The 23427-nt window shown below is 35.0% G+C and carries 20 protein-coding genes and 1 other annotated feature; of the genes, 4 read left to right on the top strand and 16 right to left on the bottom strand.

Annotated elements, in window-relative coordinates; translation table 11 throughout:
* Window positions 1–20: 20 nt before the first annotated feature.
* Window positions 21–249: a binding site (T-box leader), on the bottom strand.
* 74 nt (window positions 250–323) lie between these two features.
* The 6 genes from argF (APRE_RS00205) to deoC all read right to left on the bottom strand — a co-directional run bounded on the left by argF (APRE_RS00205) (window position 324) and on the right by deoC (window position 7386).
* Window positions 324–1334: an ornithine carbamoyltransferase gene (argF, locus tag APRE_RS00205; RefSeq protein ID WP_012803515.1), complete on the bottom strand. Its 1011-nt coding sequence runs from the start codon at window positions 1332–1334 to the stop codon at window positions 324–326.
* 183 nt (window positions 1335–1517) lie between these two features.
* Entirely contained in the window at window positions 1518–2741 is a 1224-nt protein-coding gene (locus tag APRE_RS00200) for an IS110 family RNA-guided transposase (protein WP_012803514.1), read from the bottom strand.
* A 268-nt stretch (window positions 2742–3009) separates the two neighbouring features.
* Window positions 3010–4311: a pyrimidine-nucleoside phosphorylase gene (locus APRE_RS00195; protein ID WP_012803513.1), complete on the bottom strand. Its 1302-nt coding sequence runs from the start codon at window positions 4309–4311 to the stop codon at window positions 3010–3012.
* A 10-nt stretch (window positions 4312–4321) separates the two neighbouring features.
* On the bottom strand, window positions 4322–5524 hold the full coding sequence (locus tag APRE_RS00190) for a NupC/NupG family nucleoside CNT transporter (protein WP_012803512.1): 1203 nt from the start codon (window positions 5522–5524) through the stop codon (window positions 4322–4324).
* Between the two features lie 9 nt (window positions 5525–5533).
* Window positions 5534–6709: a phosphopentomutase gene (locus APRE_RS00185; RefSeq protein WP_012803511.1), complete on the bottom strand. Its 1176-nt coding sequence runs from the start codon at window positions 6707–6709 to the stop codon at window positions 5534–5536.
* Window positions 6710–6717: 8 nt separating this feature from the next.
* The gene (gene deoC / locus APRE_RS00180) at window positions 6718–7386 is read right to left on the bottom strand and encodes a deoxyribose-phosphate aldolase (protein WP_012803510.1); all 669 of its coding nucleotides are present in this window, start codon (window positions 7384–7386) and stop codon (window positions 6718–6720) included.
* Between the two features lie 196 nt (window positions 7387–7582).
* Between deoC and APRE_RS00175 the strand changes: the two genes are divergently transcribed.
* Window positions 7583–8377 carry a DeoR/GlpR family DNA-binding transcription regulator gene (locus APRE_RS00175; protein WP_012803509.1) on the top strand — a complete coding sequence of 265 codons (795 nt, stop codon included), beginning with the start codon at window positions 7583–7585 and terminating at the stop codon, window positions 8375–8377.
* Between the two features lie 57 nt (window positions 8378–8434).
* On the opposite strand, the gene APRE_RS00170 is transcribed toward APRE_RS00175, so the two are convergent.
* From APRE_RS00170 to APRE_RS00140, 7 genes are all read right to left on the bottom strand, one after another.
* Entirely contained in the window at window positions 8435–10510 is a 2076-nt protein-coding gene (locus tag APRE_RS00170) for a heavy metal translocating P-type ATPase (protein WP_012803508.1), read from the bottom strand.
* Window positions 10510–10827, bottom strand: a complete 318-nt coding sequence (locus APRE_RS00165; protein ID WP_012803507.1) for a DUF6110 family protein — start codon at window positions 10825–10827, stop codon at window positions 10510–10512. The genes APRE_RS00170 and APRE_RS00165 overlap by 1 nt, the downstream gene beginning before the upstream one ends.
* Before the next feature lie 139 nt (window positions 10828–10966).
* Complete coding sequence (locus tag APRE_RS00160) at window positions 10967–11938, bottom strand: DUF4236 domain-containing protein (protein WP_012803506.1); 972 nt, start codon at window positions 11936–11938, stop codon at window positions 10967–10969.
* A gap of 89 nt (window positions 11939–12027) precedes the next feature.
* A complete protein-coding gene (gene argF / locus APRE_RS00155) occupies window positions 12028–13032 on the bottom strand; it encodes an ornithine carbamoyltransferase (protein ID WP_012803505.1) in 1005 nt (334 codons plus the stop codon).
* Window positions 13033–13055: 23 nt separating this feature from the next.
* Window positions 13056–15560 (bottom strand): ATP-dependent Clp protease ATP-binding subunit, encoded by a 2505-nt coding sequence (locus tag APRE_RS00150; RefSeq protein ID WP_012803504.1) that lies wholly within the window; start codon window positions 15558–15560, stop codon window positions 13056–13058.
* A 17-nt stretch (window positions 15561–15577) separates the two neighbouring features.
* Window positions 15578–16510, bottom strand: coding sequence for a carbamate kinase (gene arcC, locus APRE_RS00145; RefSeq protein ID WP_012803503.1), 933 nt, complete (start codon window positions 16508–16510; stop codon window positions 15578–15580).
* Between the two features lie 42 nt (window positions 16511–16552).
* On the bottom strand, window positions 16553–17965 hold the full coding sequence (locus APRE_RS00140) for an alanine/glycine:cation symporter family protein (protein ID WP_012803502.1): 1413 nt from the start codon (window positions 17963–17965) through the stop codon (window positions 16553–16555).
* Window positions 17966–18317: 352 nt separating this feature from the next.
* Between APRE_RS00140 and APRE_RS00135 the strand changes: the two genes are divergently transcribed.
* Window positions 18318–19556 carry an AraC family transcriptional regulator gene (locus APRE_RS00135; RefSeq protein ID WP_012803501.1) on the top strand — a complete coding sequence of 413 codons (1239 nt, stop codon included), beginning with the start codon at window positions 18318–18320 and terminating at the stop codon, window positions 19554–19556.
* 81 nt (window positions 19557–19637) lie between these two features.
* Here the strand turns inward: APRE_RS00135 and APRE_RS00130 are convergent, their stop codons facing one another.
* Both APRE_RS00130 and APRE_RS00125 read right to left on the bottom strand, forming a co-directional pair.
* Entirely contained in the window at window positions 19638–20741 is a 1104-nt protein-coding gene (locus APRE_RS00130; protein ID WP_012803500.1) for an ornithine cyclodeaminase family domain, read from the bottom strand.
* 2 nt (window positions 20742–20743) lie between these two features.
* The gene (locus tag APRE_RS00125; RefSeq protein WP_012803499.1) at window positions 20744–21922 is read right to left on the bottom strand and encodes an ornithine cyclodeaminase family domain; all 1179 of its coding nucleotides are present in this window, start codon (window positions 21920–21922) and stop codon (window positions 20744–20746) included.
* Between the two features lie 259 nt (window positions 21923–22181).
* Between APRE_RS00125 and APRE_RS00120 the strand changes: the two genes are divergently transcribed.
* On the top strand, window positions 22182–22445 hold the full coding sequence (locus APRE_RS00120) for a YkvA family protein (protein WP_012803498.1): 264 nt from the start codon (window positions 22182–22184) through the stop codon (window positions 22443–22445).
* Window positions 22446–22612: 167 nt separating this feature from the next.
* On the opposite strand, the gene APRE_RS00115 is transcribed toward APRE_RS00120, so the two are convergent.
* Complete coding sequence (locus APRE_RS00115) at window positions 22613–22900, bottom strand: hypothetical protein (RefSeq protein WP_012803497.1); 288 nt, start codon at window positions 22898–22900, stop codon at window positions 22613–22615.
* Between the two features lie 319 nt (window positions 22901–23219).
* Here APRE_RS00115 and APRE_RS00110 point away from each other — a divergent pair, with 319 nt between their 5' ends.
* Complete coding sequence (locus tag APRE_RS00110) at window positions 23220–23411, top strand: hypothetical protein (RefSeq protein ID WP_012803496.1); 192 nt, start codon at window positions 23220–23222, stop codon at window positions 23409–23411.
* The last annotated feature ends 16 nt before the right edge of the window (window positions 23412–23427 follow it).

The raw sequence follows: 23427 nt of genomic DNA, 5'->3' as shown, positions 1-23427 counted from the left end.
CTAACAAAAAAACTCGCCCTGTATAGGACGAGTGTATTCGTGGTACCACCTAAATTTCATAATCTAAAGATTACCTTGACAAGAGTCTATCAACTCCTTGCTTCTGATAACGGTAGCTTCCGTAATAGCTTACTAGATTCGGCTATTCTGCATACAGAGGGAATAAGTATATACTCCTTACAAGACTTGCACCAACCGTCTTTTCTCTTAAGTAATTCATATAAACTATCTTTCTGTAATCACATTTATTCTTTAACTAGATAATACATGCTCAAATGGACTTTGTCAAATATTTTTGATAAATTATTTGTCAAAATATATAATTACTCATATTTCAAAGTTGAATACAAGATTGCCTTAACAGCTGGTATCCTGTTTTCTGTCTGATCGAAGACTGTAGACTTCGCTGATCTAAAGACTTCGTCGGTAACTTCCATCCCATCGAAGTCCATATCCTTAGGAAGTTTGGCAAGGACCTTTTGGGCAAGCTTGGATTTTTTGTCATGGAAGGCAGGCAAGCAATGCATAAATATCGTAGTATCCTTTGTCTCATCCATCACTTCCCTATCGACCCTATAAGGATAAAGATCCATAATCCTATCTACAGGCACGTCGTCTGCCTCTGTTAGGGCAATCCACATGTCAGTATAGATTATGTCAGCCTTTCCTAAAGCTAAATTCAAATCTTCTGTATAAGTAATCTGGGACCCACTCTCTTTCGCAAAATCCTTAGAAAGCCTTATAAAATCTTCCTTAGGGAAATATTTCCTAGGACCTGCTGCTGTGAAATTTATTCCAAGCTTAGCACAGGTTATGGATAGGGAGTTAGGCATGATATCTCCGGGATATCCTAGATATAATAAATTAAGTCCCTTAAGATAGCCGAACTTTTCCCTTATGGTAAGCATATCTGAAATCATCTGACTTGGATGGGTCTTTTCTGTCATGGCATTATAAATTGGAACTTCTGTCATCTTCACAAGTTTTTCTAGCATGTCTTGCTTGTTTCCCCTATAGACTATACCGTCGTAATAGCGATCGAAGACATTGATACTATCTTCGATAGATTCCTTCTCGCCGAGCTTGCTTGAGTTTGAATTTATAAGGCTTACTCCCATTCCCAAATCAAAAGCGGCAACCTCAAAGGAAGTTCTGGTCCTGGTAGAAGCTTCCTCAAAAAGAAGGATTAGGTTTTGTCCATCAAGATACTTGTGGGGCCTTTTCTCCTTCTTAAGCTTCTTAAACTCAGCTGCCAAATCTATAAGATATAAAATCTCCTCCTCAGAAAAATCTTGCATATCAAGAAAGTTCCTACTTCGTAAATCAATTTCCATATATTTCTCCTTTGTTTTAATATACCTTATTTTTGATTTGTTATTAGGATGAAAACCTGCTAACAAAAGTCAAGGAGAAAATCGAATTAATTTTACTTTTCTACTTGTTATTTAGAGTTTAAATTTAAGCACAACAAATAAGCCGCTTACAATCGGCTTGTTTTAACTATAGCAATGTTAATTCTAGGCTACTTTTAATAACTTCTTTTCTTGTTTTGATGCCATAACTTTTGCATAGTAGGTTCTTAAGAATTTATTTAATCCTGCAAATTTACAAATCTTCTTAGCCTTTCCATCTTTTTCTTTTTTTACCATATACAGATATATATCATTTTCAGTATCTTTTGCACTCATCATGCATTTCATAGCTTGATAACCTACTTTTCTTAGTATTGCATTGCCTCTTTTTGTTATTTTTCTCTGATCCGCTTTGAAGTTACCTGACTCATATGGTGGTGAATCTATTCCTACAAATGATATTAAACTTTTTTTGTTTTTAAATTTTGATAAGTCTCCAAATTCTGCTGTAATTTGCACTGCTAATTTATCTGATATTCCTGAGAATTTCTTTGCTTCTTGATATTCTTCTAAGGGCTCGGAAATTTCTATCATTTGTGATAAAATAGTATGTAGAATTTGATTTATATGTTTTATCAATTCTATCCCTTCTTGTATGCTAGTCTTTATATATGAGCTATTAGAAGGTTGAATTGAGATACTTTCCTCTGCGAGCTTGTATATGGATTTAGCTTTATCAGCATTAGGATGGTATCTCTTTTCTTTTGCCCAGTTTTTAAAATCTTCTATGAATTTTTCTTCTGGTTTTTCTAATACTAGGTCTTTGTGCCACCATATTTCTAAGAAGTCTAATAGTTTATCTTTTGAAAAGTCTCCTGAAGCATGTGGTATTAATTTCTTTATTCCTGGAAATGTTTGACTTATTGTTTGATCTATGAAGTTCATTTGATTGATTCTTAAGTCCATGTAGTGCTGATAGGATCTGTTTAATTCTTTTAGAATTCTGAAACTTTCTGAATCTACTTTATATTCTTGTAATTCTTTCCAGTACATCAAGCCATATTCTGCTATTTGTATGGCATCTATGTTATCATTTTTTGCTTTTCTAAAGTTAAGTACTCTACAAAACTGTTTCATTTTCAAAGGGTTTACTACACTTACAAAATATTCTTTATCTTTTAATTCATAGAGGATTGGAAGATGATATTTACCTGTTGCTTCCATGATTATTTTTACTTCTTCATTTAACGTATCTAGTTTCTTTAAAAATTCTTCTACTTTTGTTTTGTTAAGATGAACATCAAAAGGCTTCCAAATGATTTTGCTACCTTGTTCTAGTGCACAGACTGTAAACTTTTCTTTTGCTATATCTATTCCTATAGATATCATTTTATTACCTTCTTTCTTTTGATTTGTAGTTTCTACCTGCACCATTACACTCATTTTAGCTCGTGACACGGACGTTTTGCCCAACCTGCTTAATCGAATATGAATAATGAAGAGGTAGTTGACAGTTTTTATGACGGATATTCTAACCCTAAAACCCCCTCGTCATACTACATCTTCATTATACAAAAATAGTGCAAGATAGAAATAATTTTCTTTCTTACACTATTTATGGTACTAAAAACCCCGCCTGAGCGAGGTCCTTGTAAGTTTATTTTAAAATTTCTTCTACTATTGGAATTGGCTCTACTTCCTTGTCTGTAAAGGTAAAGGTATCATAGAAATCTTTTTTCCACTCTTCTGTTAATTCTTCGTCGTGATATACTGTACAGAGAAGGTCGCCCTTTTTGACATAGTCGCCCTTTTTGGCATTCATCTCGAGACCAACAGCGTAGTTTATAGGGTCAGTTTTCTTAGCTCTTCCAGCTCCAAGCTTCATCGCTTGGATACCAAGTCCCATTGAGTGGATATTTTCAATGTAGCCTTCTTCTTTAGATAACATTTCTGTCTTGAATTTCGCTTGAGGAAGGAGGTCTGTGTTTCTGATTTGTTCTACATTTCCGCCTTGGTATTCTACCATTTTTTCTAGCTTTTCGTAGGCTTTTCCAGATGAGATTGCTTCTTCTAACATCTTTCTAGCTTCTTCTTTAGTCTCTGCCTTGTCTGCTTGCATGAGCATAATCTCCCCAGCACACATACAAAGTTCTGTGAAGTCTTTTGGTCCATGTCCCCTTACAGTCTCTATAGCTTCTCTTACTTCAAGGGCATTACCTATAGTATTTCCTAAAGGTTGGTTCATATCTGTAATCATGGCCATAGTATTTTTGCCTAGTTTCTTACCGATTGAAATCATAGCTTCGGCAAGTTTCTTAGCATCTTCTACTGTGTGCATGAAGGCACCTTCACCGTATTTTACATCGAGTAATATGGTATCTGATCCAGAAGCAAGTTTCTTAGACATAATTGATGAAGCAATTAGCGGAATCGAATCTACTGTTGCTGTTACATCCCTTAGGGCGTAGAGCTTCTTATCAGCTGGGACCAAGTCTCCTGTTTGACCAATTATGGCAAGGCCTATTTCGTTTACTTGCTTTTTGAATTCTTCTTCGGTAAGGGAGATGTTAAATCCTTCTATAGATTCTAGTTTATCAAGGGTTCCACCAGTATGTCCTAGGCCCCTACCACTCATCTTGGCAAGCTTAAGGCCACAAGCAGCAACCATTGCACCGAGTGCCATTGAGGTCTTATCTCCAACACCACCTGTTGAGTGCTTGTCAGATTTGATTCCTTCTATTTCTGATAGGTCAATAACATCTCCAGAGTGCATCATAGCTTCTGCAAGCTTGGCTGTCTCATGCTCTGTCATGCCGTTAAGCCTGATCGCCATGAGGAGGGCTGCTATTTGATAATCTTCGATTGAATCGTCAGTTACTCCATCTATAAAAAATTGGATTTCTTCATCTGTTAGTTCTTCTTTAAGTTTTTTCTTTTCAATTATATCAATAAATCTCATTTCTTCTCCTTTAGAATAATAACCAAATACCAACTATTAAAGCTGATAGTACGCTGACACAGAATCCCGCAATCATAGCCCTTAGGGCAAGCTTTGCAAGAACAGGTCTTTTTTCTGGACATAGGACTGATATACCAGATATACAAATTCCTATTGAGCTTACATTAGCAAATCCTGCAAGAGATACTGCAAGCATAAGACCTGTTCTCTCGCTCATAGTAGCAAGCATTGGACCAAGCTTGCCAAAGGCTACGAATTCGTTTAAGATTAATTTTGAACCTAAAAGCTCACCTGCTGTAAAGACTTCCTTACCTTCAAGTCCCATCAAGTAACCCATTGGTGCAAATACATAAGATAGGATAGTCTCCAAAGAAATATTAAATATGCCCAAAATCCCATTTATCAAAGCTACTATAGAAATTATAGCTATAAGGCTTGCTCCTATTGCCATAGCCATATTCATTCCATCGAGGGCTCCACTTGCCAAGGCATCTAGGACGTTTTCGTTGTTGCCCTTCCTGTCCATCTTCACTTCACCGAGCTCTTGGATTTCCTCTGTTTGTGGGCATACAATTTTGGATAGAAGGATTGAGCCAACTGGAACCATGGTAGATGCTATAAGCAAGGATTCCATAGGGATTCCCAAGGCAACATAGCCTGCAATAATTGATACTGACATTGATCCCATTCCTGAAACGAGGACTAGCATTACTTCACTTTCTGTCATGAAGTTTAAATATTTTGCTACAAGGATTGGTGAGTCAGTTTGACCTAAGAACATATTAGCAACTGCTACAAAGGACTCAACCTCTGATGTTTTAAATAATTTTCCTATGAGCCAACCTATCTTTGATACTACAAAACCCAAAATTCCAGTATAGAACAAGACTGCAACTAAAGATGATATAAATATAATATTGGTCAAGGTTTGAAAGGCAAATATATATCCTGATGCAGCTGCTGGATCTCCCAAAGATCCAAAAACAAATTGGATTCCCTCGCTACCATAGGATAAAACCTTTTCTACAGCCTTACTAACAGCTCCTATAGCCGCTCTTCCTTGAGGGAGTTTCACAAGAAGGCCTGCTATTATAAATTGAGCTAAAAGAGCTGTGAAAATCCCCTTAACTTTTACAGCCTTCCTGTTCATAGATATTAAAAACATAAATCCTATTACAATAACTATACCCAGAAGGTTCAAGATCAATTTCATAAAACACTCCTATTTTTTAACTTTTTCATAAAAACTTTCGCCTGGAATTGCTGAGTCGATTTCAAATATATCGGCAATAGTCTTTCCAATATCTGCAAAAGTATTTCTTGTCTTTAGGTCAACTCCAGATTTAATCTTATCTCCAAAAATTAACATTGGAACATATTCCCTGGAGTGGTCGGTGGATGGGGTTGATGGGTCACATCCATGATCTGCTGTGATAATTACAATGTCATCTTCCCTAAGTTTAGGAAGCATCTCTCCCAATTGCTTATCAAAATCAGCAAAGGCCTTGGCATAACCATCTACATCATTTCTATGACCATAAATCATGTCAAAATCAACTAAATTTACGAAGCACAAGCCATTGAAATCCTTATCACACAAATCAAGGGTTATATTCATTCCATCGATGTTGTCTTCCATCTTGTAAGTTTCAAGGACTGACTGCCCTGCGAAGATATCATAAATCTTGCCAACTCCTATAGAGTCATAGCCATTTTTTACCAAATCATCCATAATGATTGGGCCTGTTGGAGTTAGGGCGTAGTCGTGTCTGTTTCTAGTTCTCTCAAAAGAACCAAGCTCGCCTACAAAAGGCCTTGCTATAACCCTACCTACTGCCAAATCTCCCTGAAGCATATCTCTTGCAATCTCACAACAGCGATATAATTCTTCAAGGCTAACTACATCTTCGTGGCCTGCTACCTGAAAGACTGAGTCTGCTGATGTATAGACTATAAGAGCTCCTGTTTCCAAGTGTTCCTTACCATAATCTTCAATAACCTCTGTTCCAGAATATGGCTTGTTGCAGATAATCTTTCTACCAACTCTTTTAGAATACTCTTCTAGAAAATCTTCTGGAAAACCATTTGGGAAGGTAGGGAAAGGTTTTTCTGAAATGATGCCTGCCATCTCCCAATGACCTGTAGTTGTGTCCTTGCCATTTGAAGCTTCGGCAAGTCTTGCAAAAGATCCTATAGGATTTAATACATCTTCCTTGCAATCAACACCTTCGATATTGAAAAATCCAAGTTTTGCTAAATTATCTGCCTTAAATTTATCGCTTTTAACAATAGCAGCAAGGGTATTGCTACCCTCATCGCCATATTTGTGAGCATCTGGCATTTCGCCTATGCCCACAGAGTCTAAAACTATTAAAAATACTCTCTTTTTATTTTTCATAAGATCCTCTAATAATCTGACTTATTTTCTTCGCCCTTAAGCATCTTTATAGCTGAGCTTGTTCCTATCCTGTCGCAACCTGCTTCTATAAAGGCTACTAGGTCTTCTTTTGTTTTAACTCCACCAGCTGCTTTTATTTTAACATTTTCTCCAATGTGGTCTTTAAATAGGATTACATCTTCCATCCTAGCCCCATCTGTACCAAAGCCTGTAGATGTCTTGATGTAATCAGCTCCTGCCTTGGTAACAGCTTCACACATAGCTATTTTTTCTTCCTCTGTAAGATAGCAAGTTTCGATAATCACCTTAAGGATTTTATCTCCTATAGCTTCCTTGATAGCTCTTATCTCCTTTTCTACCTTCTCGTAGTCTCCATTTTTAACATCTGAGATATTTACAACCATATCTATCTCACTTGCACCATTGGCAAGGGATTGTTCTGCTTCTACTATCTTTGATTCTGTTAGATTATATCCTAGAGGGAAGCCGATTACTGTACAAATTGTTAGTTTATCACCATATTTTTCCTTAACTCTTTTTATATATGTTTGTGGGATACAAACTGAAGCCGTTTGATATTTTACTGCCTCATCACAGAGCTTTTCTATATCTTCCCATTTAGCAAAAGCCTTCAATAGGGTGTGGTCTATGTGAGCGTAGATTTCTTTGTTTTCCATTTTTCCTCTCCTTGCTTGTCAAAGGTTTTCCTTTTGTCTAGACTTTTATTTCCTCTTGATAATTCTATATTACATCTATTTTGTTATTTTGTCAACATAAAATGTTATAATTTTACCATTATTTTCTTAAAATAGCTTATAGCTCTTAATTTATCAGATATTTATGGTACAATTAAGCTAAAGGTGGTTGGAGTATATGGCTAAAAAAGACGAAAGATTAAATAAAATAATAAGCATAGTCAAGAATAAAAACGGATCTTCCATCAAGGAATTGGCAAGCGACTTGTCAGTCTCTGAGATGACTATAAGAAGGGATATAAAGATTCTTGAGGATAATAACATTATAGAGGTCTACCATGGAGCTGTTGTTTATAACCCTTCCTTGGATAACCCGACTCTCTCCCAAACTGAGTCGGATTATGACCTAGACCAAAATTTGAAATTAAACAATAGGCAAAAAGATTTGATTGGAAGAAGGGCTTCTAGTTTAATTAACGATGGAGATATTGTAGTAATAGATACTGGAACTACTACTGATAAGCTTTCTAAGTATATTTCTAATGATATTTCTTCAACTTGTCTTGTTTTCTCATCAAATAACTTCCTGAATTTGATGTATAAGGATAATATCGACCTAATCCTTGCGGGAGGATTTTTCCACAGAAATACAGGGATGTTCGAATCACAAGCAAGCCTTAATGTTATAGAAAACACAAGAGCCAACAAGGTCTTCCTATCAGCAGCCGGAGTACATAAAAATTTGGGCATAACTTGTGCCAACTCCTACGAGCTAGCAACCAAAAAGTTAATTATAAAAAATTCTCTAGAGGTAATTTTGCTCGTAGACTCAAGCAAGTTCGATGCTGTAAAGGCTGTTCATTTTTGCGAGCTTGATGATATAGATATTGTTGTAACTGATAAAAATATAAGTAGAGATTGGCTTAGCTATTTAGAAGAGAAAAATATAAGAGTGATAATAGCTGATAAATAAAAGGCAGTGCTTAGGGTCTTTCTATAAACCTTAGGCACTGTCTTTTTTCTTTGTTTATTAAATTTTATAATCTTTCATGTTCTTGCCTGCAATCATAACTGTCGATAGGTTGTGAAGGAGTGAAGAACTTGTATTTGACAAAATTCCTAGAACTCCTAAGATTATAAGGCTTGAGTTAATGGATACAATCTGCTTGTAGTCAGTTTTTATCCTTTTATCCATAGCCTTTGATAGTTTTACAACATCAACTAGGCCTTCTAGGCTGTCGCTTCCTATGGATATGTCAGAGATTTCTTTGGCTATATCAGCTCCTTGGTGCATTGATATTCCTACATCTGAACTTGATAGGGCTACAGAATCATTTATTCCATCTCCTATCATAACTACAGTCCTTCCCTTATCTTTTTCTTCCATAACATATTTTTGTTTATCTTCTGGCAAAACTTGTGACTTGTAATAGTCAAGGCCTAGCTTTTCCGCTACACTCCTTGCTGCATTTTCTGCATCTCCAGTAAGCATAGCTATGTTATCAATGGATAGGTCCCTAAGATCTTTTACGATATCCGTAGCTTCTTCCCTTAGAGGATCTTCAATACAGATTACTGCTATAAGTCTATCGGCAAAGGCCAGATAGAGAAGTGAATAATCTTCTTTGAGCCTATCAATTATATCCCTAGTCTTATCGTCTATTTCGACTCCCTCATCGTCCAAGATAAAGTGTTCTGAGCCAATCATAGCTACCTTGTCTACTATAGTAGTCTTTATACCATGGGCTACTATATACTCAGGTTTAGAGTGCATCTCTTCGTGTTTTAAATCCCTTGCCCTAGCAGCTTCTACTACAGCACTTGCTATAGAGTGTGGGAAGTGCTCTTCAAGACAAGCTGCTATTCTTAGACATTCATTTTCCTCGATATCATCAAGGGCAATAACTTTAGCAACCCTTGGTTCAGACTTAGTTAGTGTACCAGTCTTGTCGAAGACAATGGTGTTGGCCTTAGATAAGTTTTCTAAGTATTTGCCACCCTTAACTAAAACTTTCTTTTCAGATGCTTGGCTAATCGCCTTCATTATAGCTATAGGAATGGTAAGTTTTAGGGCACATGAGAAATCTACCATCAAGAATGACTTGGCCTTTTCTAAGTTTCTTGTAAGAAGGTAGGTAAGTCCTGCTCCTACGAAAGAGTACTTAACTAGACTATCAGCCATATTCTCTGCATTTTTCTGAGCCAAAGACTTGTTCTTTTCGCTATCTGAAATAAGCTCAATAATATGGCTTAACCTAGATTCATCGTACTTTTTCTTAGTTTCAACGATGATTGCTCCCTCTTCAAGGGCAGTTCCTGCAAAGACTATAGATCCCTCTGATTTCTTGACAGGATTAGACTCTCCTGTAAAAGAAGATTCGTTGACCATGGCAACCCCCTTGATGACCTTGCCATCTACAGGAATTAAGTTACCCATCTCAACTTCTATTAAATCTCCTTCTTCAACTTCCTTGATATTTTTGATAATCTTTTCACCATTTTCGATAACAAACACATTATCAACATTTAATGCAAGAGAATTAGCTAAGTCTTCTTGGGACTTCTTCATGGTGTAATCTTCAAGTTTTTCACCAAGGCCCAATAGGAACATTATGTTTGCGGCATCTCCAAACTTCCTCGTTGCAAGAGAGATTGAAATTGCAGTCGCATCCAAGACTTCTACATTTACCTTTCTCTTAATCAAAGACTTAACTCCAGCTTTGATAAATGGATAGGCCCTAAAGAATAGACCTATGGTTCCTAAAGGCTGAGGTAGGATATATTTGAAAAATATCCTAGTATACATGGCATCTCTTAAAATATGGAAGATGTCATTTTCTGATTGAGCCTCAAAGTCTACTCTTTCTATAGAGGTTTCCTCAATAGTCTTTAGGTCTAGGTCAAGGATTGCCCTAGCTATTTGAGGAATAAATCTCTCCTCGTAATTTACCGTGATGGACTTTGTGAGGATCGACACCCTACAAGACTTGACTCCTTCGATTTCTTCTATGCGATATTTTAGCTTGTTTAGATTTTCCTCTTTTATATAATCTTCATAGGTGAAACGGCTTCTGCCTTCGATTCTATGAGCAATAGAGGCTCTCATTACTTATTTTCTTCCTCAGAAATTTCTTCTTCGCATCCACACTCGCATTCGCAAGCTACTTTTTCAATATCTTGTTCAGCTTCTTTTTTTGCTTCTTCAGCTTCTTCCTTAGCCTTTACTTCCTTGGCTTCTGCTAGGACATCTTCTGCTGAAACTCTGATAGACTCAATAGTTTTATCGATAGATTCCTTTACCTTTAGTCCTCCAACAACTGTGTTAACTGTTGCTTTTTTGGCAAGTTTTGAGTTGAGAACTTTTCCTCCAACTAAACCTACCAATAATCCTGCTCCAACGCTTAATGCTTTCTTTTCTAACATGAATTCCTCCTTAAATTTTTAGGCTTTAATATCTTAACGAAAGTTTTACCTTAGCTTTGACCTAAAGCCTTTACTATGATTCAATTATACTCTCATTATTTAATTTTGAATAGAGGGTTTTCTAATTTTAAAACAATTCTTACTTTCCATCGATTACAGTATCAGAAAATCCAATCATTATATTTAGGTCAGAATTTTCCATTTGTAGGATCCCGTATTCTACTAGGCTTACTTCTGGATTATCTTTATATCTTTTGTCAGGACCTCCGTCTTTGTTGGAGTGTTTGTAGGTTTTTTCTAAGACTCTTGCATCTTTTGCGACCTTTCCTTCCTCCTTGAAGTCTTCTGCCCTAAGATCTACACTTAGGTCCTTGTAGTCAATTGCCTTAAGGTCCTTGTTTTTCGCAAGTAAAAGAGCATCTGGTAAGAAGCTTAGGCTTATGTCTCCTGCCTTAAGACTTATTACCTCTACATTTGTATCTATTCCATTAGGAAGTCCCTTCACTACTCTTAGAGGGCTTCTGTCTAGAATTATATCATCTTCAAGCTCATTTATTAGAAATACCTCATCGCTTTCGAGTATTCCTGCCAAAAGCTTATTGCTAAGGTCGTATTCTTCCTTGGATCCGTCTTCGAAGTCATATTCTAGGCTTACTGGTTCTGGATTTTTCTTATAAAAATAAAGAATAGCACCTATTATTGTAAGGCCTATGAGTAAGGGATTTATGAAAAATAAAAATATTCCTGCAATAGAAAGAATAAGGCCGACAAGCTTGTAGGGTCTTTCTTCCTTTCTACTTTCTAGAACATCTTCTAGGGCAGTTGACTTGATGTTTTTAAAGTCAATAGTTGATGTTTTATTTATTATTTTTCCTTCTTTATTTTTATTTTTTTCTGTATGATTTTTCCCTAAGTCATTTAGGGGATTTTTGAATTCTTTCTGATAGGATAGGCCCGTTCCAGGTATGTAGGCTGTTCCTCTGATGTTTCCCTTGGCAGTTTTAGTTAGTCTAAATCCCTTGCCTCCCCAGGAAAATCCTGGACCAGTCTTTGACATGTTTATCCTAAAGCCCTTACCTAAATTTATACTTTTTCTAAATCTTATTCCCATAACTTCCTCCTTTGATAATTATATCAAATCTAAGAATTTTTTCCCATAATAAAACTGCCAGCAGAGCCGGCAGTCTTAGTTAGTTTTTTTTACTTAAGTGTAGCATACATTATAGCTTTTATTGTATGCATTCTGTTTTCAGCTTCATCAAATACTTTAGATTTGTGTGATAAGAATACATCTTCTGTAACTTCCATACCGTTTAGTTCGTATTTGTCGCCGAATTTATCATATATATCTTTACCAACAGTTGTGTTTAGGTCGTGGAAAGATGGTAGGCAGTGCATGAAGATTGTTTCTTCTTTAGCATTGTCCATTACTTTTTGGTTAACTTGGAATGGGTGAAGTTGTTCGATTCTTTTAGCCCAAACTTCTTCTGGTTCTCCCATTGATACCCAAATATCTGTGTAGATTACATCAGCATCCTTTGTACTTGCCATTACGTCTTCGCTAAATTCAACTTTTGTACCGTGTTTTTTAGCAAATTCTCTAGCTAATTCTTGAACGTCTTCTTCTGGCCATAGGTCTTTTGGTCCACAACCGATGAAGTTGATACCAAGTTTTGCACATGTTACTGCTAGGGAGTTACCCATATTGTTTCTGCAATCGCCCATGTATACAAAGTTTAGACCACGAAGGCGTCCAAAGTTTTCTTTGATTGTAAGCATATCAGCGATCATTTGAGTTGGATGCCATTTGTCTGTTAGACCGTTCCATACTGGAACTCCTGCATTATCAGCTAACTCTTCTACTAAATCTTGTCTAAATCCTCTATATTCAATACCATCGTAGAATCTACCTAAAACTTTTGCAGTATCAGCTATTGATTCTTTCTTACCCATTTGGCTTGAACCTGGATCTAGATATGTTACTCCCATGCCAAGGTCCATTCCTGCAACTTCGAATGAACATCTTGTTCTTGTTGATGTTTTCTCAAATAGTAGGACTATGTTTTTACCTTGGAGGTAATTATGTGGTGTTCCTGTTAGTTTCAAGTTTTTGAATTGTTCTGATAGTTTTATTAAGTATAAAACTTCATCCTCTGTGAAATCTTTAATAGCTAATAAATTGCGTCCTCTTAAGTTAACTCCCATTTTAAACTCCTTATTTTTTTATTTTACATAATGTCAAAGGAAAATTCATCATCCTCTAACATAATTGTAAGCACATTTGTACTATCCAAGTCATCTTGTAAGATTTTTCTAGAAACCATGGTTACTATCTTATCATCAACCACTCTTCTAATCTCTCTAGCCCCAAATTCTTCATAATCTGAGAGGTCTACTATTTTTTCGATGACTTCATTTGTGTAGGCAAAGTTTACTCCGATTTCCCCAAAATCATTTTTAACTTCTTCTAGGTAAATCTTTGTGATTTCCATAAGATCTTCATAAGATAAGGTATTAAACTTAACTATTGCATCAAGCCTATTGATAAATTCAGGCTTAAAGTATTGGTAAAGTTCATGCTTATATAGATCGCTGTCATCTTCCTTGGCCAATATATTAGATGTCAAAATTATAATAGTATTGGTAAAGTCTATGGTTATGCCTCTATTATCAGTTAGTCTCCCCTCATCGAGTATTTGAAGTAGGATGTCAAAGATTTGTTTGTTAGCCTTTTCTATCTCATCAAATAGAATTACTGAATAAGGATTGATCCTCACTTTTTCAGTAAGCTGGCCACCTTCTTCATAACCGACAAATCCTGGAGGAGCTCCAATAAACTTAGTTGTGGAATTTGAATCCATATACTCACTCATGTCAAATCTTATTAGGCTTTCTTCCCCTTCGTAGAGGGTATCAGCCAGAACCTTTGCCAAATAGGTCTTACCAAGTCCTGTATTTCCTGTAAAAAGAAATGTCCCTATTGGCTTGTGCCTATTTTTCATGCCAACAGCTGTTCTTATTATTGCATTTGATATCTTCTCTACAGCTTCTTGTTGGCCTATTACTTTTTTACCCAGAGCCTTGTCTATATTTAAGATTTTTTCCTTCCTATCTTGATTCAAATCCTCTACTGGTATCTTAGTTATCCTAGATATCAGCGTTTTGATATGACTTTCTTCAAGTTTTTCTATTTTGACAAATTCATATTTTTTGTTTAGGTAGGATTTCTCTTCTTTTTTAAGCTCCGGAAGTTTTACCTTAGTAATTTTAGTATATTCCTCGAATTTATCTTCATTTAGTAATCTTTTTTTGATAAATACAAGCTCTCTTATATCGCTTCTTATCCTTCTTAGATCTCTTAAATCTTCTGTTTCTTCTTGTTTTATTTCTAAATCCTTGTCGTAAAGCTTCTTTAGCTCATCTAACTTGTTTTCCTTCTTATCGTCAGCTTTAAGCTGTAGGCTTTCTTCCAATTCTAGAATATCTTCTCTTAAATCATCTAGACTATCCGGCGTATTTTCAAGCTTATTTTTAAGCATTGATGCCGCCTCATCCATAAGGTCTATCGCCTTATCAGGTAGCTTTCTGTCAGTTATATACCTATCAGATAGGTCTACACAAGCCTTTATCGCCTCATCTGTTATTATCAGATTGTGAAAATTCTCGTAGTTAGTTTTTATACCACGAAGAATATCATAAGACTCTTCTATACTTGCCTCTTTTATCAAAATCTTTTGGAAACGACGTTCAAGCGCCCCATCTTTTTCTATATGAGACCTGTATTCAGCAACAGTTGTAGCTCCTATTATAGTTATTTCTCCTCTGGATAGTTTAGGTTTTATGATATTTGAAATATCAATCCCGCCTGAAGAGCTCCCTGCTCCAACAATTGTGTGAATCTCGTCTATAAATAGGATGATTTTTCCTTCAAACGAGGTTACTATGTCCATCAAATCTTTAACTCTTGATTCAAATTCACCTCTTAAACCTGTGCCTGCCAATACGCTTGATACATTTAACGAAAATATTATCTTATCTTTTAGAAAATCTACCACATCTCCTTGGGCAATCTTTAGAGCCAGTCCCTCTACAACTGCAGATTTACCAACTCCAGGCTCACCTATTAGGATAGGGTTGTTTTTTATCCTTCTGGTTAGAATTTCAGATAGCCTATCTACTTCATAATCCATCCCTATAACCGGATCAATTTTACCTTCTTTAGCTCTTTTGGTAAGGTCTATCCCATATTTATCGATGAGATCTCCTATTTTTTCGCTAAATCGTTCGCTATTTTCTACTTCCTTTTCTTTATTTACAAGATATTGTTCACATTTTTCATGACTTAGGCCAACTTTTTCTAATATATGTTTGCTAGTAGTCTTTTCTAAATCAAAGAATGCTAGAAAAAGATGACTTGTAGTTATTTTCTCAGCGTATCTTTTCTTGGCATTTTCCTTGGCAAGTAGCAAGGTACGTTGGTAATCTCTTGAAAAATAGAGCTTGCTAAGTCCATCATTTGACCTTAATTTTCCTATAGCTTTTGTTATTTCATCAGTTAAGTTATCTTTATCTACAGAAAATTCCTCAAGCATTGTATCTAGGACATGGTTTTCTTGATCCGTTACAGACTTTAGTAGATGAAGGTCTGTTACTTCTTGATTTTTATTGAGGAGGGCGAGGTTTCTGGCTTCCTTAATCGCCATTGATGCCTTTAGTGAATATATATCTTTCATTGACCCTCCTTATGTTTTTACTTAACTATTTTTGTTCCTACTTTTCCTTCTAATCCATCCAAAGCCTTGTCTAGTGAAGTTATTATCGCTTCACCTTCTGGATTTTCCTCTAAGAATTTAAGACAAGCTTCTATTTTTGGTAACATAGAGCCCTTAGCGAATTGACCTTCTTCTATATATTTCTTGGCTTCATCTACGCTAATTTCTCTAAGTTCCTCTTGGTTTTCCTTGCCAAAATTGATATATACACTATCAACTGCAGTTAGGATTAAAAGTTTATCTGCATTTATATCTGCTGATATTTTACTTGCAACAAAATCTTTATCAATTACAGCATCTACTCCAACAATAGTACCATCTTCATCAAAGACTGGAATTCCACCGCCGCCACCTGTAACTACAGCTGTATTATTTTCTAGCAAAGTTTTTAGAGTTTCTATTTCCTTTAGCCTAACTGGCTTTGGACTTGCAACTACTCTTCTATAGCCTCTGCCTGCATCTTCTTTGAAAGTATAACCGTCTTCTTTCTCGATTCTTTCTGCTTCTTCTTTGCTATAGAATGTTCCTATTGGCTTAGTAGGATCTTTAAAGGCAGAATCGTTTTTATCAACTTCTACTTGGCTTACTATTGTAACAACCTTCTTGTCGATTTTTCTTTTCTCAACTTCGTTTTCAATTGCTTGTTGAAGGTGATAGCCTATATAGCCTTGGCTTAAGGCAACACATTCTACCAAAGGAAATTCTGGTATGCTTTCATCTATTTCACTTGCCTTAGATAATCCTAGGTTTATTACACCAACTTGTGGTCCATTTCCATGAACTATGGCTACATTTTCATAATTTTCTATAATATCTGCCAAGGCCTTAGAAGATCCCTTCACTGCCTCTAATTGTTCTTTTGGGCTATTACCTAGGGCGTTTCCACCCAATGCTACTACTATTGTCTTCATCTATGCTCCTTTCTCAAAAATGATGGTTTGTGTAAATTTTCTTTATTTCTTATTTTTTTGATCTAGCTTATAATAATTCTCTCCATTAAAGAATTCTTTCTTAATATCTTTTATCTCTCCGCTCATAGCTATAAGTCCTATCATATTAGGTATTACTACAAGTCCTAATGTAAAGTCTAAGAATACTCCAGCCTTTTCGAAAGATACAAATATTCCAAGAAGAATCATAAGTGATGCTACAACTCTCATTATCTTACCAACTTTGGTACCAAATAGATATTCAGCTTGTTTTTCGCAGTAGAATACTATTACTATGATTGTTGATAGTACAAAGAGGAATAAGCTTATGGATATTACTATTGATCCTGCTTGACCAAATATTGTATTGAATGCTCTTTCAACTGCTACAGGTGCTAATTTATCGCTTTCTGCTTGACTTAAACCTGGTTGCCATACTCCTGATAAAAGAACTGTGAGTGCTGATATTGTACAAACCACAATTGTATCTGCAAATACTTCAAACACTCCCCACATACCTTGTCTAGCTGGATGATCTGTGGTTGCCGCTGCATGACCATATCCTGCAGAACCCATACCAGCTTCATTAGAATAAACACCACGAGCAACACCCATTGAGATTACTTTAGATAAAGTTGCCCCACCAACTCCACCAGCAACTGCTTTTGGATTGAAGGCACCTTTTATAATATATCCAAGAACTCTTGGCACGTCACCTATGTGCATAATGATTATGATTATACCAAAAAGTATATATATAGCTGCCATTATTGGAACTAGTTTTTCTGTAACTCTACCAATTTGCTTTACTCCACCAAAGACTACAATTGAAACAATTATAAAAATAACTATAATAGCAATTATTTTGATAATGTTCTCGTTTAGACTAGTTGCAGCAAACACATTTTCAACAGGACCTGCTGCTGATAGAGTTTGAAGAGTAATTGATGGAAGGATCTCAATCATAAAGAAGAAGGCTGCCAAAGCTCCCATAGCCTTGCCCAGACCACCCTTTAGTCCGTTCTTTAACATGTAAGAGCATCCTCCTACGAAGTCTCCATCTTCGTTCTTCTGTCTATATTTGATGGATAGGGCGACTTCTGCAAACTTTGTTCCCTGACCTATTATTGCAGCCATCCACATCCAAAATATAGCCCCAGGGCCTGCAGCAAATATAATCGTTGGCACTACCACTATATTAGCTGCTCCTATGGATGAAGCAAGGGCCGTTGTCATAGCTTGGAAGGCTGAAACTGTACCAGATCCTTCTGCATTTTTAGAAAACATCTTTCCAAAAGTTTGTCTCATGATATATGGGAAATATCTTAGTTGAATAAAGCCAGTTCTAATATTAATAATTAGCCCACCACCCATAACTAGGGCAAGCAGTGGCCATCCCCATAACCATTCCGTAAACGATTTTATAATTTCTAGCATAATTTACTCCTTGTTGAAAATCACAACAAACCACCATCTTTTTCATTTTATTATCTAAAGCAGATGTGAACTTTAAATAATATAGTCAATCTAAGAATTATCCCTCTCCTAGATTAGACAAGTTAGCCTTCATGTCTACGAAAGATACCTTATCTTATAAACCTATCTATATCAATTACTAATAATAAAGAGGTTTAGTACTGTGACCTTATAATTATTATACAAAAGAAATCGTTTTTATATAAGACAAATATATATTTTATTTTTGTAAATAGAAATATATTTGAATTTATTTTAAAAGTCTTTGTGATATAATTGTAATATCAACAAGTTTCTAAACAAAAAAGAGGAGATGATTTATATCAGCAAGAAAACTAATATCCAAGATGAGTCTACTTATTTTCAAACGAATAAAAACAAACTTCCCATAATAGACTTAGCTAGCGAGATATTCACTGAAAATACGGAACCACTCCTTCATACAAATGCAAGGTTTTGGATTGTTAAAAAAGGATCTGCCCTTGTAAACATCCAAGGAGAAGATATAAAGATAAAAAAAGGATCTATGGTGGGTATCCTTCCTTGGTACTACACTCAGATAAAGGAAGTGACGGAAGATCTTTGTATGGATGTAGTTGTTTATGATTTGGACTTTGTAAATATCCTCTTTAAAAGAACCAATGATTTATTTATGGAGGACTACTCCCTAAGCAATTTGGTTTCTGACAATGTTTATGTCAATCTTTTACCTGAAGAAGAAAAGGAAGTAAAAGCTATCCTAGATAAACTCAAAAATGAAATTACCAAGTACAAAAAATCTGACAAGTTTTCTAATCATATGATTTTTGTAAAGTTTATGGAAATTGTCGTAATATTTGAGAAAAATATCGATTCTTCTAGTAAAAAAAAACTAAAAAATAAACATGATATCCAAATCTTTCACTACATTTACTCTCATTTAAATGAAAATATTAGCCTTAAAAATATTTCCGAGAATTTCTATTTAAGTCAATCTCAGATCAGCAAATATATAAAGGAAACTACCGGTCTAAGCTTTAGCTCACTTGCATCTATGATGAAATTAGTTAAGCTTATGGGTTACCTAAACTTTTCACAAATGAACTTAGAAGAGCTTTCTGTTATATTAGGTTTCAAGGACCCACCTCATCTTTCCAAGTTTTTTAAGGCGAAGCTTGGTATAAATACCAGCGAATTTAAAAACAAAACAAATAGTCACGCTAGAAAAGTAATAGATTTAGGTAAAATGGAGGAGATAACTTCATATGTATTCAAGTACTATTATATGGATTTAAAGCTTGAAGATCTGTCCATAAAATTTAGACTAAATCAAACAGAGATAAACAACTCTTTTGATTTTTACCTAGATAAGTCTTTTGATTCCTACTTAACTTATGTAAGGATTATAAATGCCGCCAAAATACTTCTAATAAAAGATGACACGGTAACAGATATAGCCTATACTGTTGGTTTCAATACAACTAAAACTTTTAATAGGAATTTTAAAAAAATATATGGAATAAATCCCAGCGATTTTAGAAAAAAACTGATCTATCAAACAGAAATTCTATAAAAATTAAATTTCAAATATAAGTATAAAGCTATACAAAAAATCCACCCCTAAAAGGTGGATTTTTCTTATATCATATGCTTTTTATTTTTGATTTAAGTTTCTATCGATATTTTTAACGAAGTCTTGAGAGTTTGTAACCATTGTTTTTGCTGTTAATGTTCCTCTGTCAGATAGTTTATTTACAGCGAATTCTTGAATATCAACTGTATACATAAACACTGGTCTTATAACTCCGTTGATTTCATTGTATGATGGAGTCATATTACCTGTCGCAATTGTAAATAGGATTGCTGATGACATGATTACTGTTGAAGATTTTTTGATGTTTCTTCTCATCTCATCTTGGGCTTCGTATACATTATTGTAGGTATCGTTAAAGGTGTATCTATCTCTGATTGTTCCAGCTATTACTAGGTTTACATTGTTTCTAACTGCAGCTGCAACAAATCCTGTTTCGATTCCTTCTTTTTCTATATATTCTTTAATTGATCCAACTTCATTTACTCTGTTGATTATTTCATAGAAGTTTTCTCTTGTATTTTGGCTATTTAGGTATTCTTCTTGGCCTTCTACTGTATTAAATTTTGCTCTTTCAAGGTCATAAGCAACAGCTGCTGTACCGCAGAAGATTGCATTAGCATATCCGTTTTCTACAAGTCTAGCCAAAGCATCATCACTTTCTTCATCGAGAGATGTCGCTGTACCAAGTACCCAAGTTACATAACCATTATTCTCTTTTTCGTATTTTAAAACTTCATATAGCTCATCATAATCTTTAGAAAAGGCTGTTTCTCTTGATCTTCCTTCTCTAAATCCAAAGGTTGCTTCCTCTTTGCTAGATTTATCTACAAAGCCTTCTGTGTAGACATAGATTCCTTCAGATCCGTCTTCCTTGCGTCCAACAACGACTTTGTCACCCTTTTTAAGGTTTCTAAACTCTACTACATCTACTCTTTCATTTCCTGGTTCATCTATTGCTACTGCAACAGTATCCATCCTAGATTGAAGGGCAAGTACCCATTTGTCATTTATCTTGAAATATTCTGGGAAAACTGATAGAGCGTGGTAGCCTTCTGGACTTATTCCATCTTCTTCTACTTCTACAAGTTTAGCATTTGGAAATTTATCAAACTTTTCATCGAATTCTTTTGGGAAGTATTTTGGCATTTCAAATTTGTAGTCCATAATTACTCCTCTCTTCCTTGGCTCATAGCCTTTTTATCTTCAATAGAAGCTTCACTACTATTTTCTTCTACTTCGTAAACATGTTCTTCGTCATAAGATAGGTATTCTTCTGGAACAAGTTCTTTTTCTAAGTTCACTACAAAGTCTTGAACATTTGTTACAAGAGTTCTTACAGCGATTCCTTCCCTAGCAGCAGATACTTTTCTCACTGCGTTTTCTGTAACATCTACTGTAAAGATAAATACTGGAACTATATTGCCATTTTCATCTACCCTATAGCTTGTAGCTGTCTCTGCAGTTGAAGCTGAGTGAAGGGTTGTAGCAAGACAAATAATAAGATTTGACTTATCTGTAGCAACTCTTACATTGTCCAAAGAGTCATATACATTACCTGTAACTTCTGGAAGTGGTCCATCATCTCTGATTGATCCAGCTAGAGTAATTGGAACTCCTAGTCTATTTAGAGTTTTAACAAATCCATCACGAACATTTCCTTCGTTTATAAATTCATCTATAGAACCAACTTTTCTTATAGCATTTAGTGTATCCAAGTGGTTGTAGTGACCTAGTGGATCAGATTCTTGAGTATAGATATCTTGACCAAGAGCAGTATTTAAATAACCACCTTCAAGGTCGTGAGTTGCCATAGCATTTCCACCAAGTAGGGCTTGAACGTATCCGTTTTCTGCAAGTCTTGATAGACCATTTCTTGTATCATAGTCAAATACAACAGCAGGTCCTAGAACCCAAGTGATATTCCCTTCTGATTCTTTTTCAGCTCTAAGTAATTCGTAAAGAAGTTTATAATTTGATGTGTTTGATGCTTCAACAAAGTCTCCTCCACGAGAAAAAACTTCCTCTGAGAAACCTTGTCCATATTTTAAAACACCTTCACTAGCATCAGTTTTGCTAGCGATAACTACCTTATCACCTTTTTTAAGGTTTCTAAACTCTCTTACAAATACCTTTCCATCCTCAACAACTGCCACACAGTCTTGAGAACTTCTTTCTGGAATTTGCCAAGATCCGTCAACCTTGTAATAAGTTGGCATGTGGCTTGTTAAATAAAAACCCTTTGGGCTTACACCATCTTTTGTAACTTCTGCTGTAGTTACATCTTTCGCAGAAGCGTATTTTTCTTCCGAAAAATTAGGTGGTGTAAATAGTAAGTCTTCTCTCATTTAATCCTCCTAAATTTGCTAAGTAAAAAACTCTCTTTATATTATCATATAGGTAAATAATTGATAAGTCAATATTAGAAACTGTCAACCTTTGCTTTATAAGTTATAAAAACCATAAATATATAGTCAAAAAGCATCCTTCCATAAATTTTATTTAATATTTTAATATTATTAATACCACGATTAATATATTTAATTTGACAAAAGGAAATTTCGAGTATAATTAAATTAGAAATTGATTTACCTTCAAGGAGGTTTTATGAATAAACTAATGAAGATCAAAAATTTTATCCCTGTATACTTTAGGGCAATGAAAAATAAAAATACACCAGTAATGGCAAAGCTCATGGGAATATTTGCCATAGCCTATGCTATTTTGCCAGCTGATATGATACCAGACGTCCTTCCTTTTGTAGGAATCTTGGATGATGCGATAGTGCTTCCATTTTTAATCTATCTTGCATCCAAAATGATCCCTGATGAAGTTTTAAACAAAGAGGAAGCAGTAGTTATAGAAGAATAGACGACTAAAGCCTCAAATTTTCTGAAAGTTAAATCAGATGTTTGAGGCTTTTTTATTGTCTAATAATAAAACCCAGGCATTCGCAAGAATTGCTTAGTAATAATCTTATCTCACTTAACATTCATAGCCTTATCGTCTGTAAAGCTTAGTTAAGTTCCAAAAAGCAATTAGAGCCAACCTGGGTAGTTTCTGTCAGAAGATATATCTTTAGCTACTCCTAAACTATTATTTTCCTTAAAGAAAGTATCTTCATCTCTATTCAATTGTTCATTCATCCTAGAAGATTTCTTATCGTAAACATCTTTACCAGCTTCTCTTAGCTTATAGTTAATCTTAAATTTATTTCTAGATTCCAAAACAGATGGGAGCTTCTTTGCTTTTTCCTTTTCAACAAATTTACAAACTCCATGATAAGATTCAAATAGGACTTGGTCAAAGGATTCAAACTCTTCCATCGGACCGTCCTCCTTTTTTATAACAAGAAATATATCTTTCTTATTATAGTATTACCCAGATTTTTGTAATGTAAACATTTTCTTTTTATTATTTACCACACCTCCCATACATACAGATTTTTCGGGGGGGGCAGTACATTCTCTGTACCATGGTTTTCATGATCTTCAATGATTACTATTCTTTTCCTCATAATCATTAACTGATGAGACTTTTATTTCAATTATCGGAGAAGTTAAAAACCATTTTTAGGGTACACATAACATAAGAGTTAAATTCAAAATATTAAAATTAAATGTTTATTACCTATAGGAGCTAATAATGAGTAAAGATAAAAAAAGAATATTATTAAAAATCGGACTAGCTATATTATCATTTTTTTGGGGGAATAACTTCATGAGTCCCTATGTCAATAAATCATTTTCTCATCCAGGTTTTGTTGTCTCCTTATTATTCTTTTTTACATTTTCCTACTTTTGGAATAGACAGTTAAATAATAAAGATAAGAAATGATTAAAAGAGATTCTCT

This window comes from Anaerococcus prevotii DSM 20548, from assembly GCF_000024105.1.
GTDB classification, from domain to species: Bacteria; Bacillota; Clostridia; order Tissierellales; family Peptoniphilaceae; genus Anaerococcus; species Anaerococcus prevotii.
The sequence above is the reverse complement of the archived record's forward strand: the minus strand, read 5'-3'. Positions and strand labels throughout refer to the sequence as shown.